Below are 13420 nucleotides of genomic sequence, written 5' to 3'. Positions count from 1 at the left end.
GTCGCCGGTGGAACTGGTCGTGCCGCAACGGCTCCCGCTGCGAACGGTGCCGATACGCAACGAGGTGCTGCTGCTCTTCCTGCAACGGCTTGCCGTCGGAAATGGGCTGCCCGCCAGGTATTTGCTCGGCGTGGTGCGGCACACGCCCCCGAACCCGGTGGCCACATTGGCCGCGTTGACCGGGCACTCGATCGACGTTCTCACACGGACCTTGCCCGAACTCCGGGAGGCGTCGGTGAACCTCGGCGAACGCAAGCTTCGCCCACCTCCCGGTTTTACCGGTGTCGGGCAACCGTGTCGACTCTGCACCGCACGGCACGGCGGTCGCCGGATCACGGTGTGGCACAACGATGAAGACTGCGTCTGCCTGCGGCACCATCGATGGATCGGTGACGGCTCGACGAACCAGATGGTTCTCCAGAAAGCACCGGAAATCGTGCGCGCCAATCGGATCCACAGGCGCCTCATCGTGCGCATCGGCGCGGCTGCCGTCCGCGAAGCACGTGCCGAAGCCGCCGGCATCATCGATCGCTGGCACCGACGCAACGCCCTGCCCGCGGTCACCGCGCGGGCGGAACGCCTGCCCGGCGCCGATCCTGAGTCCTACGCGGCCATAGCGGAGCATCAACTCGCCGCGCAGTATCCTGCCGTCGTCGCTCTGACTTTGCTGCTCACCAACGCCACCTGGGTCGAGGACGCGCTGAGCGGACCAACCGGGTGGAACCGCGCCCGTGATCAGGTCGCGCGTAGTGTGACCGGCCGCTACCGACCTGAAGGCGCGCACGACCCCTTGATCCAATGGGTCAACGACCGCCACCCCCGCTGGATGGAACTCGATGCGCCGAGTGGCCCGATCGTTGCCATTCCCAGAACCGTGCCGCCAGATTCGGAGCGGAGGGTGCTCGTACTGCCCGGCGCAGTCACCCATCGTTCAACGGCGGCAGTGGCGACAATCACGACTTCTTCCCGCGCTGACTGACAATGAGACACCCAATAGGAGGGGCGGCAACCGCTCCGATTCGATGCAATCGTCGCGTCGGACACGAATCTGCATCATCGAACAACTTCAGATTCCATCGGGCGGCGGCGAAGCGAGTTGCGCATTCATCGCAGTGTGCGCGCGAAGAATCCGCTTCGGTATCGGGCGGGCCGGAAGCCTGCTATCGACAATTTTGTCGAGCGTCGTACCCGGGGGCATCATGCTTGCTCTACGCCATGCGTTGATTACCTCGAACACATCGGGATAGAAGGGATTTCGTCCGAACGACTCGGCTACTCCCTCCAGGAGTTGAAGCATGGAAAGTGTGACGACCGCGGGTGGGTACATTTGGCCGTTGAATCGCCCGAGATTTGGTTGGCTCCGCAACTGAAGGTCGAGGTCGGTCGTGGGCGTATTCGGGAGACCCCCGTCGGGAACAACTATGAGCGGCGCGAACACGGGATTGCGTGCCAGCCCGAATTCGCGGAAGCCTGACTCTGCCAACCGATCCATCGTTTTGCCGAGCTGGTCGAACTTCTCGTTCGGGTTGGAGAACGTTGCCTCGATCTCTGCGGAATAGTCGTCGACCGTACCTAGGGCCTGAGCGAGCGTGGCATCCAGGTGATGGTTCGTGGCGTCGACGACGACGCACAGCTTGCCCACGACGACTACCCAATCGCACGCCGATGGCGTCTCGCCTCGCCGGGCCGCCCACGTTTCCTGCAACTCGGGTTCGGTGACCAACCGTGTTGCCAATCGACTGTTGTTGACGAGGTTGGTCAATCCCTCACCGACCGACCGTTCGAAGACGTGGTTCATTCCGTCGCTGAACGCCTCAGCGACGGATCCGGGGTCGGCGGTGCCGGGAGGCTGGAATCCTGGCAGCCCCACGAAGGTCGGCCAGTACAGCATCGAGCCAAAGAAGCGATCGACAACCCATTGGTAGCGCAACACGACGACCGAATCGTCCGGCATCCGTAGGAAGGGGAAACGCGTCATCGTATAGCGCTGCTGTTCAATCGGTCCGCGTCGACGATCACGGCGCAGGTTGGACCGGAAACTTCCGAGCGGACTGGACATCTCGCGGATGCAGTAGTCCACAGCTGATTCTGTCGCGCCAGCGTCTATCAATTCGGACCTACCGAACCGGAGCTGGGTGCAGGACCGCATTTGGTCGACGATGTACGAGCCAACCTTGAGCACGTCGACGAGCGGAACGCCGTTCGCCGACGCGAACGCGTCTGCCGGCGTCGCACCGAGCTCGGGGCGGATGACTTGAGCTGGCCACGGCCTGAACCAAGTGTCCCTGCTGTTCCCCTGCAGTATCTCAAGTTTGAGAGGAGCGTCGAACAGTACGCTCGCTATTTCGGTGATCAGCGACTCACGTAGGCGGGCTGTGGTCTGCTCAGCGTCAAGTCCGAAGACCTCATCACGCATTCGTTCGACGATTGCACGGGTCACAGTTCCGGTTGGGCTGAGTTCGGTCGAATTGTGCTCGGTGTTGATCGAAAGCAGCATATGCGTGAGCTGACTCGGTTCCGGGGCAACAGCAGTCGCGTCCGTGCTAGCGGACTCAAGCACCTCGCGAACGAGTTGCGCGACCGAACGCGGCACGAATACAACATGGCCGCGAGTAACTCGCTCACGTAGAGCATCCGCCCAGTCGGCGTCGATGCCCTCAATGAATTCGAGTTGAACTCGACGGGTTTGCCAGTCAGTCGTCGCCGCGACGTCGAAGCGCGTCCAGCGCCCCACGATCAGCGTCAGAGTCGGCCCTAGCGCAAGTCGCGCTAACAAGGTCTGCCGGTCCGCAGCCTGCATCGGTACGAGCCCGACGTCGGCGCACATGACTGGAAAGATCTGAGCCCCGAGTAGTTCCATCATCGCGTCGACCTCGACGTCCGCACCATTGTCGCCGGCTGGAGGCGCCGGCGCCGGTCGGCAACGGGGCGGCCGTTTCGGATTTCGACGTCCGTATTTCCGACTCACACCAATATCTCCATGCTTGAACCGTTGGCCGTACCTCGCGTGCGTTCGACAGTACTTGCGAGCACCGACAACCCCGCGGCACAAGAAGTCGGTGCCGATGCTCGCGGTCCTCGACGAAGCCGCCAACGTCGTGCGGTGGCCGGAGCTGCCGAAGCAGTACAGCCACTTCGGATCTCGCGGCATCGTTACACCGACGCCGAACACTTCCTGCTGTGGCAGCTCGAGATCTACATCCAGCGCCAAGACCAGCGGCAACGCCGCATCGACCTGAACCGCACCCGGCGGATACAGGACGCTCGCGGCGATGGCCCCGACTGATACGACGTGGGCCCGATCAAGTTAGTTCTACCAGCGTGAGCAGAAACCCGCTCGGGGCCCCGAGCGGGTTCGGCACGTCGCCCCACTTCCACATCCGGGGTAACCATCTGGAACAGTTCCTGCGCTCAGGGCTCGCGGACCGTGAGGACCACCTTGCCGACCGTCGCGGGCGAGTCCAGCAGCGGGTGGGCCGAGGCAACGTCGGTGATCGGCACTTCGGCGGACACGATGGGCATGACCGTTCCGTCGGATACCAACGGCCACAGGTGCTTCCGCACTTCCGTGATGATCGCGGCCTTGGAGCCGGGCCCGTGTGCGGGGCGGCGGCGCAGGTTGGTCACGTGCACGGATCCCCGCTTGCTCAGGAGCGCACCGAGATTCAGTTCCGCCGTGGCACCGCCTTGCAGCCCGATGATCGTCAACTGTCCGCCCTCGGCGAGGGTGTCCACGTTCCGCTGCAGGTAACTGCCGCCCATGATGTCGAGAATGACGTCCGCGCCGGAATACTCGTCGGACACGACGGTCACGAAATCCTGATCGTGGTAGTCGATCAACGTCGTCGCGCCGAGCTCGCGGCAGCGATCCAGCTTGGCCTGCGATCCTGCCGTGACCGCAACCCGGGCGCCGAGCGCACGACCGACTTGAATTGCGTGCGTACCGATTCCACTCGCGCCACCGTGAATGAGCAACACCTGCCCGGAGTGCAGTCCGGCGGTCATCACCAGGTTCGACCAGACCGTGGCGGCGGCCTCGGGCAACGCGGCGGCGGCGGTGAGGCTCACCCCCTCCGGCACCGGGAGCAATTGACTGGCCGGCGCGATGACCTTCTCGGCGTACCCGCCGCCGGCCAGCAGCGCGCACACCGCGTCACCGGGCTGCCAATCCTGCACGCCGGGACCGACTTCGGCGATCACGCCGGAGACCTCCAGGCCGAGGATCTCGCTAGCGCCCGGCGGCGGCGGGTAGAAGCCGCCTCGCTGCATCACGTCTGCCCGATTCACCCCGGCAGCCGCGACATCGATGGTCACCTCACCGGGACCGGGTGCCGGCAGGTCGTCCACCTGGGCCCACGCCAAGACTTCCGGTCCGCCGAAACCGTCGAGGGTCACCGCATACATGAGAGACATCCTTTCGATCACCAAGGCAATGTGTGCACTGCTTACATTACAGCAAATGTAAGCATCGTCAACACCGAGTGGCCTTACAGCGCGAGTATCGCGGTCACCGTCGCGCGCACCCGATCGGCCACCACGTCGTCCGACGACGAGTCGAGCTTGCCGTCGAGGAACAGGAAGGCGAGGCCGTGCACGAGCCCCCACATCGCGGTCGCGACTGGCTCCGGATCGCGGGCGGGAACGGTCTGCTTGACGATGAAATTGAGGTACTCGTGGATGGCCGCGACAGCGGCAACGCGGTCCGGGCTGGTGTCGTCACATTGTTCGGTGAACATTGCGCGGAACATCCCCGGCCGCTTCAGCGCGAACTGGACGTAGGCGACCGCGATGGCGGCGAGATCGTCGGGCGTGCTCGGCGAGGGGCTCGCCGCAATCAGATCGGCGCCCAGTTCCTGGTAGCCGACAGCAGCGACGGCCGACAGCAGGGCGTTGCGGTCCGGGAAGTGCCGGTACGGCGCGGCGGTCGACACGCCGGCGTGCCGAGCAACCGCACGCAGCGACAGCGCGGTGGCTCCGCCCTCTTCGAGCAGTTCGATGGCGGCCCGCACCAGCGCGCTGGGGAGATCGCCGTGGTGGTAGGTCGTTTTCGCGGACATGGGTGTCAACCTATCGGGTGTGCACGATGCTTACACAACACAGTGTAAGCACTGCTCACACGGAGAAGGGGGCAGGGCGCGAGCCGACGTTCGGACCGGATGGCGTTCGACACACGATGTTGACATCGCTTACTTCGCCTTCCTATTCTCGTGTTAGCACTGCAAACATCCCCGTACTCCCTGGAGAGCCCATGCCATCCACGCTGTTCACGCCTCAGACGCTGCCGAACGGATCGGTAATCCCGAATCGGCTTGCCAAGGCCGCGATGGAGGAGAACATGGCCGGCAGCGAACAGCTACCCGGCGAACCGCTGTTCCGGTTGTACCGACGCTGGAGCGAAGGCGGCGCCGGGCTGCTCATCACCGGCAACGTGATGGTCCATGCCGAAGCCCTGACCGGGCCGGCGGGAGTCGTACTCGATGCGCATTCGCCGCTGGAGCCGTTCCGGCAGTGGGCGGCCGCCGCCAAGAGCGGAGGCTCGCGGGTGTGGATGCAGATCAACCACCCCGGCCGGCAGGTGATGGCGAACATGCCCGGCGTCGCGTGGGGACCGTCCGCGATCCGTGTCGATATCGGCAGGAACAGCAGGCGGCTCGCGCAGCCGGTCGAGATGACCACTGAGCAGATCGCGGGGACGGTGGCGCGGTTTGCCGAGACGGCGCGACGAGCCGAGGCTGCGGGGTTCGACGGTGTGGAGATCCATGCCGCGCACGGGTATCTGTTGTCGCAGTTCCTCTCCCCGCTGTCGAACCGGCGCGCCGACCGGTGGGGCGGCACCCTGGAGAACCGCGCGCGCCTGCTGCTCGACATCGTCCGAGCCGTCAGGGCGTCGGTCGCCGCCGACTTCGCGGTGGCGGTGAAGCTCAACTCGGCCGATTTCCAGCGCGGCGGCTTCGACGCCGACGATGCGCGGGCGGTGATCCGGATGCTTGCGCCGCTCGGAGTCGACGTGGTCGAGCTGTCCGGCGGCAGCTACGAAAGTCCCGCGATGACAGGCCAGTCCGCAGACGAGCGAACCAGCGCTCGCGAAGCCTATTTCCTCACCCTCGCCGAGGAGCTGGCCCAGTCCAGCCCGCTGCCGCTGATGCTCACTGGCGGCATCGTCCGCCGATCCGTCGCCGAGGACGTACTGGCCAGCGGCGTTGACCTCGTCGGCATGGGAACCGCACTTGCCGTCGACCCCGACCTGCCGAACAAGTGGCACGGCGGCACCGACGCTGCGGTCGAGCTCGCCCCGGTCACCTTGAAGGACAAGGCCGCCGCATCCGCGGCGAGCATGGCCCGCGTCCGCTACCAGCTGCGTCGCCTCGGCAAGGGACGCACCACTCGGCCCGCGATCCACCCGATCTCTGCCTACGCTCGAGAAGCCGTCCTGCGGCGCCGCGCCCTGCGCCGCTACCAGACCTGGCTGCAGACCCGCAGCGCCTGACTCAGCCTCCACTGCAAAGGATCACGAGAATGCCCGACCGCGCTTACGACGTGGTGCTCTTCGGCGCCACAGGCTTCACCGGCGGATTGACCGCCGAGTACCTCGTCGCCAACCTGCCTGCCGGTGCCAGCTGGGCACTCGCCGGCCGGAACCGGACCAAGCTCGAAGCGGTGCGTAAACGCCTCGCCGCGACCGACCCGACGGCGTCCGAACTCGACCTCCTGCATGCCGACACCTCCGATCCCGGCTCCCTGCGCACGGTCGCTGAATCGGCGCGCGTCGTCATCACGACGGTCGGCCCGTACCTTGAGCACGGTGAGCCGCTGGTCGCCGCGTGCGCCGCTGCCGGCACCGACTACGTCGACCTCACCGGCGAGCCGGAATTCATCGACCGGATGTACTTGGCCCACCACGCAACCGCCGTCGAGACCGGCGCCCGGATCGTGCACGCCTGCGGATTCGACTCCGTCCCACACGATCTCGGCGCCCTCTTCACGATCAAGCAGCTCCCGGCCGACGTCCCACTGAGCGTCCGCGGCGTTATCCGCAGCAACGCAATGATCTCGGGCGGCACCCTGCACTCCGGATTGGGGCAGATGTCACGGTTGCGGCAGATGCGCACCGCCGCGGCCGACCGAAAGAAGATCGAGCCGCGACCGGCAGGACGTCGGACGCGTGCCCGGGCCGGCGCTCCACACCGTGAGGCCGCACTTGATCTCTGGTTGTTGCCATTGCCGACCGTCGACCCGCAGATCGTCGAACGATCCGCCCGGGCCCGCGCCGACTACGGCCCCGACTTCACCTACGCGCACTATGCGGGCCTGCGGAATCCCGTTCTCCTGGCGGGTGCCACGGTCGGACTGGCGGGATTCGTCGCGGCCACGCAGGTGCCACCGTTGCGTCGATTGATCGGTGCGCGCATCCCGCAGGGCGACGGGCCGTCGGAGTCACGGCGGGCACGCTCGTGGTTCACTGTCGACTTCATCGGCGAGGGCGGCGGGCGGCAGGTGCACACGCAGGTCCGGGGTGGTGACCCAGGCTACGGAGACACTGCGAAGATGCTCGCGCACGCCGCGATGTGCCTCGCGTTCGACGACAATCCGCCCACCGCCGGTCAGGTGACGACGGCAACCGCGATGGGCGAGAATCTGATTCGACGACTGACCGACTCGGGCATGTCGTTCACGCGCATGTCGTCGACATAATCACGTTCGGGCGATCCCGAACCGCTTGCGGTATTCGGAGGGGCTGACTCCCGTTGTGCGCTGGAAGAGTCTTCGGAAGGTCGACGCATCGAGGTATCCCGAATCCATCGAGATCTGCTCCACGGAATGTTGTGTCAGTTCCAGTGATTCTCGCGCCTTGGCGATCCGTGCGCCTTGCAGGTACTCGGTCACGCTCATTCCCGTTGCCTTCCGAAATCGCCGCTGCAGAGTCCGCGGTTGCAGTCGGGTGACCTCGGCGAGTCCTCGCACAGTTACCTGTAGGTCGCTATGTGCGTGAATGTATTGCTGCGCTTGCAGAATCGCGGAATCGCCGTGACCGAGCGATGGGACGAATTCGCTGTAGAGGCGTTGCTCGCGCCGTGGTGGATCGCTGAGGATGAAACGGGACGTGTGCAGCATGACACTCGGGCCGAGTAGCCGCTCGACCAGCGTGAGCCCGAGGTCGACCCACGCCAAAATCCCTGCCGCGGTGATGATGTCGACGTCGTCGACGACCATCCGGGACGCATCGACACGGACCGCCGGATAGCGCCTGGACAGCTCGTCGGCGAACGCCCAATGGGTCGTTGCGTCCCGATCGTCGAGCAGTCCCGCGTCAGCCAGAACGAACACGCCCGCACACACCGCGCACACGGTGGTCCCCGCCGCGTGGATGTCGAGCATCCAGCTCCGCAGATCCGCGCGTGGCGTCATGTACTCGGGCACGATTAAGCTGGGCGGCGAAATCACATGCGTCAGTGCGTGATCGGTGCCGGGATGGCTGTCGAAAGTGCACTCGACTTCCCCGTTCACCGCCGCCCAGTGGCTGACCCGGATGACGGCCGGGGGGCTGCTTATGCTCGTGGCCGCGTACTCGCTGGCGATCCGGAAAATGTCGGTGAGGCCGTGAATCGCCGACAGTTGACAGTCCGGGTAGACGACCAGCCCCACCTCACTCGCTATCCGCGGCGGGCTGTCGCGATCGCCCCGGAAAGTGTCGTGTGCGCCCATTGTCGCCACAGTACCGGCGTCCATAGCGTGATAGACGCGTCATCGAGCACCCGCTGGGTACTCGCCCCGACAAGGAGGAACCATGACCGATCAGCCACAACCGATCACGCCGTACCTGGAAACTGCCGCCCGCGAATTGACCGAACAGACCGACCCGCACCCTCGGATCTACGAGTTGCCGCCGAAAAAGGGTCGCCAACTCCTGCTCGACATCCAGAGTGACGCAAGCGTGCCGCGGCCCGACGTCGACGAGGAATGGGTCGACGTCGATGCGGGCACCTGGGGCACCGTGCACACTCGCATCATTCGACCCAAGGGCGCCGCCGGTCCACTTCCGGTCGTCTTCTATATCCATGGTGCCGGTTGGGTTTTCGGCGACGACAAGACCCACGACCGACTCTTCCGCGAACTCACCGTCGGAGCCGGCGCGGCCGGCGTCTTCCCCGTCTACGACCGCGCGCCAGAGTCGAAATTCCCTACTCAGGTCGAACAGAACTACGCCGTCGGCAAGTGGGTGCTCGAGCACGGCGCCGAGCACGGCCTGGACACCTCGCGCGTCGCGGTGACCGGCGAGTCCGTCGGCGGCTGCATGTCCACGGTCTTCGCGTTGATGAACAAGGACCGCGGCGGAATCGATCTCAAGGCCCAGGTGCTGCTGTACCCGGTGACCGCCGCCGACTTCGACACCCCGTCCTACTACCAGTTCGCCGAGCACTACTACCTCACCCGTGACGGAATGAAGTGGTTCTGGGATGCCTACACCACCGACCCGGACGAGCGGGAACAACCCTATGCCGCGCCGCTGCGGGCGAGCCTGGAGCAACTCAGCGGCCTGCCGCCCGCGTTGGTGATCACCGCCGAAGCAGACGTGCTGCGCGACGGCGGCGAACTGTACGCCAACAAACTGCGCGAGGCAGGCGTGGACGTCACCGCCGTCCGGGTGAGCGGCACCGTGCACGACTTCCTGCTCCTGGACAGCCTCCGCGACACCCCTGCCACGAACGTCGCGCGCAAGCTCGCTGTCGACGCGCTGCGCGACGCATTGCACGAGGACTGAGGCCGCCGGTCCCGATGTGACCGGCACCATTGTTGACTGTGCTTACATTGACGTCTAGCCTGATGTAAGCACTGCACACATTTGAGCGAGGAGCATTTCGGATGCCGACAATCCAGGACACAGTCGAGGTCGAGTTGGGTGGCCGCACGGTCACGGTCCCGAAAGGTGGCCTGTACGACCGGTTTCGGATGGATCCGAATCTGGACGAGATCGCCCGCGACCCGCGGGTGAGCAGCGTGGACTTTTTCCGCGGGCTGTCGAAGACCAAGGTTGATTCGCCGATCGGCGAGACGTTCACGCCGAACTTCTACTACCGCATCTCGACCGCGCGAATCACGATGCTCGCCCGTTCCAGCGCGATCCGCGACCGGCTGCCCGCGGAGTTGGCCCCTCTGCAGGTCGCGCCCGGACTCGGGCTGGTCTCGATCATCTTCTTCCGCTACGACGTGTGCGACATCGACTTCTACACGGAGGCGGCGGTCGGGGTCGCGGTCAGGCCGGCACGGCACGGCAGGCTCGGGTTCGCCGACCTGGTCGCCGGCCTCGACGACGACCACCTGCATTCGTATGTGCTCTCGCTGCCGGTCAACACCCAGATCGCGCAAGTCCGTGGGCACGATGGCTACGGCTTCCCGAAATGGGTCACCGAGCTCGACGTCGACATCGATGACACGCACACGACCGCACGCGTCGCCAACGACCACGGCGACACCGACATCGCGCTCTCGGTACCTACCCCTGCACAGACGAGACACCCAAGCGGAGAAAGGGTTTCGTCGCTGACGTCCTACACGTCGATCAATGGTGCCTGGCATTCGACCACCAGCCAGACCAACCAGCTGTCGGCCGGATCCGCGCTCCTGCCGCGCAATCTCGATCTCCGACTCGGCAGCGGGCGCCTGTCCGACGACGTGCGCTCACTGAAACCGATCCGAACCGTTCGGCTCGATGTCACCACCGAAGGTCAACTCGCCCTGCATATGCCGGTCCCGACCTCGGTACCGGCGACACCCCGATAGAAGGAGACAGCGATGCCCGAGATCGAGCCGGTACTCGAGTCCGAAGCAGCAGAGTTCGCAAAGGCCACCGACACTCCACCGTTCCTGTTCCAGCTGCCTCCCGAGGAAGGTCGCGCCACCGTCGACGAGGTTCAGTCCAGCGAGATCGACAAGCCGGAGATCGACGAGGAGTGGATCACCATCGAGGGCGGGCCGACCGGGTCGGTACCAGTACGCATCGTCAAACCCGCCGGAGCAACCGGGACCCTGCCAGTCATCTTCTTCATCCACGGCGCCGGCTGGGTGTTCGGCAATGCGCACACCCACGATCGGCTGGTCCGCGAGCTCGCCGTCGGCGCCGACGCAGCGGTGGTGTTCCCGGAGTACGACCGATCTCCCGAAGCGAAGTATCCGACCGCGATCGAGCAGAACTACGCCGCCGCCCAGTGGGTCTTCGCCCACGGTGCCGAAAAAGGGCTCGACGCATCACGATTCGCCGCAGCCGGCGACTCGGTCGGCGGCAACATGACCGCCGTGCTCACCTTGATGGCGAAAGAGCGCGGCGACGTGACGATCGCGCAGCAAGTGCTGTTCTACCCGGTCACCAACGCCGACTTCGACACCGCCTCCTACCACCAGTTCGCCGAGCACTACTTCCTCGCTCGCAAAGGCATGCAATGGTTCTGGGACCAGTACACCGAGAACGACGCGCAACGCGAGGAGATCTACGCGTCCCCGCTGCGCGCGTCGGTCGAGCAACTCCGAGGGCTGCCGCCGGCACTGATCATCACCGGCGAGGCCGACGTACTGCGCGACGAGGGCGAGGCCTACGCCGCCAAACTCCGCGAGGCCGGCGTCCCGGTCACCCAGGTGCGCTTCGGCGGCATCATCCACGATTTCGTGATGCTGCACGCCCTGGCGTCGACCCAGGCCGCGAAGGCGGCCATCAAGCTCGCGCAGGACACCCTGCGCGCAGCACTGCACTGACAACGCGGCGGTAGCTGAAGGGCGGGCGACCCCGACCTCCGGCAACCCCGGCAACCCCTTGGAGCGAACTCATGTCGATCGATCAATCCACCTTGCCAACCCAGGCAATCGGCACCGGCCACCGACCCCCGTCGTTGACCCCCGCCCTGCTGATCCGGCTGACCTCGCGCGTGGCGGCGGCACCGGATGCAGCCCGCGTAACCACCAACGCCCCCTATACGGACACGCAGCTGGCGGATCTGCCGGTCTCCACTCCCGCCGATGTCGAGGACGCCTTCGCGCGCGCACGCGTAGCCCAGGCGAGCTGGGCGGCCACGCCCGTGCGCGAGCGAAAGAAGATCCTGCTCCGATTCCACGACCTCGTCCTCGACCGCCGGGAGCAGGCCCTGGATCTGATGCAGGCCGAAAACGGCAAGACCCGCCGCGATGCGCTGCTCGAGGTCACCGACATCGCGATCACCGCAAGGTACTACGCCCGCAGCGCCGCCAAACTCCTTGCGCCCCAGCGACGCCGCGGCGCGATTCCCCTGCTCACCCACACCACCGAACTGCACCACCCCAAGGGCGTGGTGTCGGTAATCTCACCGTGGAACTACCCCCTCAGCATGGCCGCGGGCGACGCCATCCCCGCGTTGATGGCCGGCAACGCCGTCGTCCAGAAGCCCGACACCCAGACCGCGCTCACCGCTTTGTGGGCGCTGGATCTGATGCACGAGGCCGGCCTCCCTACCGATGTCTGGCAGATGGTGATCGGGCGCGGCAGCTCCATCGGCGCAGCGCTGATGGACAACGCCGACTACGTGATGTTCACCGGATCCACGGCGAGCGGACGGCAGATCGCCCGCGACGCCGGCGAACGCCTCATCGGCGCATCGCTCGAACTCGGCGGCAAGAACGCGATGCTCGTCCTCGACGATGCCGATATCGACCGGGCCGCGGACGGCGCGATCACCGCATGCTTCCCCTCCACCGGACAGCTCTGCGTATCCATCGAGCGCATGTACGTCGCCGAGCAGATCTACGACGAATTCGTCGCCGAATTTGCCACGCGCACAACGAAGCTCCGCCTCGGTGCTGCCTACGACTACAGCATCGACGTCGGCTGCCTCACGAACCGGTCCCAGCTGGACACCGTCACCGCGCACGTCGAGGACGCGGTCGCGAAGGGCGCCACCGTGCTCGCCGGCGGGAAGGCGCGACCCGATCTCGGCCCGTTGTTCTACGAACCGACCATCCTCGTCGACGTCACCCCCGACATGACGCTCTACGACCACGAGACCTTCGGCCCCGTCGTATCGATCTACAAGTTCCACGACGTCGACGACGCGATCGAACGGGCCAATGCCACCCCGTACGGCCTCAACGGCAGCGTCTGGACCCGCGACAGCGCCAAGGGCCGAGCGGTGGCCGCGCGGCTGCACTCAGGCACGGTGAACGTCAACGAAGCCTTCGCCGCCGCATGGGGAAGCATCGACTCACCGATGGGCGGCATGGGCGACTCCGGATTGGGACGCCGGCACGGCGTGGACGGCATCCTGAAATACACCGAGCCCCAAACGATCGCGCAGCAGCGTCTCCAAGGCTTCACCCCACCGACCTGGCTGTCATACCAGTCCTGGGAGACCGTCTTGGTCGGTGCGCAACGGATCCTGAAAGGTGTGGGCTCGCGCTGAAC

At 65.8% G+C, this 13420-nt stretch carries 11 protein-coding genes and 1 pseudogene; 8 read left to right on the top strand and 4 right to left on the bottom strand.

Features of this window, described 5'->3' with window-relative positions; translation table 11 throughout:
* Nucleotides 1-7: 7 nt before the first annotated feature.
* A complete protein-coding gene (locus tag FOY51_RS19210; RefSeq protein WP_149431877.1) occupies nucleotides 8-979 on the top strand; it encodes a hypothetical protein in 972 nt (323 codons plus the stop codon).
* Nucleotides 980-1066: 87 nt separating this feature from the next.
* Here the strand turns inward: FOY51_RS19210 and FOY51_RS19205 are convergent, their stop codons facing one another.
* A complete protein-coding gene (locus tag FOY51_RS19205) occupies nucleotides 1067-1978 on the bottom strand; it encodes a hypothetical protein (protein ID WP_149431876.1) in 912 nt (303 codons plus the stop codon).
* A 1081-nt stretch (nucleotides 1979-3059) separates the two neighbouring features.
* Between FOY51_RS19205 and FOY51_RS27995 the strand changes: the two are divergent.
* Nucleotides 3060-3164 (top strand): annotated as a pseudogene (locus FOY51_RS27995) (TraM recognition domain-containing protein); the annotation flags it as partial.
* A gap of 247 nt (nucleotides 3165-3411) precedes the next feature.
* Here the strand turns inward: FOY51_RS27995 and FOY51_RS19195 are convergent.
* Nucleotides 3412-4404: an NAD(P)H-quinone oxidoreductase gene (locus FOY51_RS19195; RefSeq protein WP_149431875.1), complete on the bottom strand. Its 993-nt coding sequence runs from the start codon at nucleotides 4402-4404 to the stop codon at nucleotides 3412-3414.
* Nucleotides 4405-4487: 83 nt separating this feature from the next.
* Nucleotides 4488-5057: a TetR/AcrR family transcriptional regulator gene (locus FOY51_RS19190; RefSeq protein ID WP_149431874.1), complete on the bottom strand. Its 570-nt coding sequence runs from the start codon at nucleotides 5055-5057 to the stop codon at nucleotides 4488-4490.
* 191 nt (nucleotides 5058-5248) lie between these two features.
* Between FOY51_RS19190 and FOY51_RS19185 the strand changes: the two genes are divergently transcribed.
* Nucleotides 5249-6487 (top strand): NADH:flavin oxidoreductase/NADH oxidase family protein, encoded by a 1239-nt coding sequence (locus FOY51_RS19185; protein WP_149431873.1) that lies wholly within the window; start codon nucleotides 5249-5251, stop codon nucleotides 6485-6487.
* A gap of 29 nt (nucleotides 6488-6516) precedes the next feature.
* Nucleotides 6517-7692 (top strand): saccharopine dehydrogenase family protein, encoded by a 1176-nt coding sequence (locus tag FOY51_RS19180; protein WP_149431872.1) that lies wholly within the window; start codon nucleotides 6517-6519, stop codon nucleotides 7690-7692.
* Here FOY51_RS19180 and FOY51_RS19175 read toward each other — a convergent pair whose 3' ends face one another.
* Nucleotides 7693-8703 (bottom strand): GlxA family transcriptional regulator, encoded by a 1011-nt coding sequence (locus FOY51_RS19175; protein WP_149431871.1) that lies wholly within the window; start codon nucleotides 8701-8703, stop codon nucleotides 7693-7695.
* 82 nt (nucleotides 8704-8785) lie between these two features.
* Between FOY51_RS19175 and FOY51_RS19170 the strand changes: the two genes are divergently transcribed.
* The 4 genes from FOY51_RS19170 (at nucleotide 8786) to FOY51_RS19155 (ending at nucleotide 13418) form a co-directional block, all read left to right on the top strand.
* Nucleotides 8786-9760 (top strand): alpha/beta hydrolase, encoded by a 975-nt coding sequence (locus FOY51_RS19170; protein ID WP_149431870.1) that lies wholly within the window; start codon nucleotides 8786-8788, stop codon nucleotides 9758-9760.
* Between the two features lie 101 nt (nucleotides 9761-9861).
* A complete protein-coding gene (locus FOY51_RS19165) occupies nucleotides 9862-10779 on the top strand; it encodes an acetoacetate decarboxylase family protein (RefSeq protein ID WP_149431869.1) in 918 nt (305 codons plus the stop codon).
* Between the two features lie 12 nt (nucleotides 10780-10791).
* Complete coding sequence (locus FOY51_RS19160; protein ID WP_149431868.1) at nucleotides 10792-11745, top strand: alpha/beta hydrolase; 954 nt, start codon at nucleotides 10792-10794, stop codon at nucleotides 11743-11745.
* A 71-nt stretch (nucleotides 11746-11816) separates the two neighbouring features.
* The gene (locus FOY51_RS19155; protein WP_149431867.1) at nucleotides 11817-13418 is read left to right on the top strand and encodes a succinic semialdehyde dehydrogenase; all 1602 of its coding nucleotides are present in this window, start codon (nucleotides 11817-11819) and stop codon (nucleotides 13416-13418) included.
* Nucleotides 13419-13420: the final 2 nt, after the last annotated feature.

It is taken from the genome of Antrihabitans cavernicola (assembly GCF_008297975.1).
Classification (GTDB): Bacteria; Actinomycetota; Actinomycetes; order Mycobacteriales; family Mycobacteriaceae; genus Antrihabitans; species Antrihabitans cavernicola.
Note: the sequence above shows the minus strand (reverse complement) of the source record. Positions and strands in the feature narration are given on the sequence as shown.

Bases quoted from the DNA above. Each gene is read 5' to 3' on its own strand.
- FOY51_RS19205 (WP_149431876.1), bottom strand. From the start codon at position 1,978: ATGACGCGTTTCCCCTTCCTACGGATGCCGGACGATTCGGTCGTCGTG.
- FOY51_RS19195 (WP_149431875.1), bottom strand. From the start codon at position 4,404: ATGTATGCGGTGACCCTCGACGGTTTCGGCGGACCGGAAGTCTTGGCG.
- FOY51_RS19190 (WP_149431874.1), bottom strand. From the start codon at position 5,057: ATGTCCGCGAAAACGACCTACCACCACGGCGATCTCCCCAGCGCGCTG.
- FOY51_RS19185 (WP_149431873.1), top strand. From the start codon at position 5,249: ATGCCATCCACGCTGTTCACGCCTCAGACGCTGCCGAACGGATCGGTA.
- FOY51_RS19180 (WP_149431872.1), top strand. From the start codon at position 6,517: ATGCCCGACCGCGCTTACGACGTGGTGCTCTTCGGCGCCACAGGCTTC.
- FOY51_RS19175 (WP_149431871.1), bottom strand. From the start codon at position 8,703: ATGGGCGCACACGACACTTTCCGGGGCGATCGCGACAGCCCGCCGCGG.
- FOY51_RS19170 (WP_149431870.1), top strand. From the start codon at position 8,786: ATGACCGATCAGCCACAACCGATCACGCCGTACCTGGAAACTGCCGCC.
- FOY51_RS19165 (WP_149431869.1), top strand. From the start codon at position 9,862: ATGCCGACAATCCAGGACACAGTCGAGGTCGAGTTGGGTGGCCGCACG.
- FOY51_RS19160 (WP_149431868.1), top strand. From the start codon at position 10,792: ATGCCCGAGATCGAGCCGGTACTCGAGTCCGAAGCAGCAGAGTTCGCA.
- FOY51_RS19155 (WP_149431867.1), top strand. From the start codon at position 11,817: ATGTCGATCGATCAATCCACCTTGCCAACCCAGGCAATCGGCACCGGC.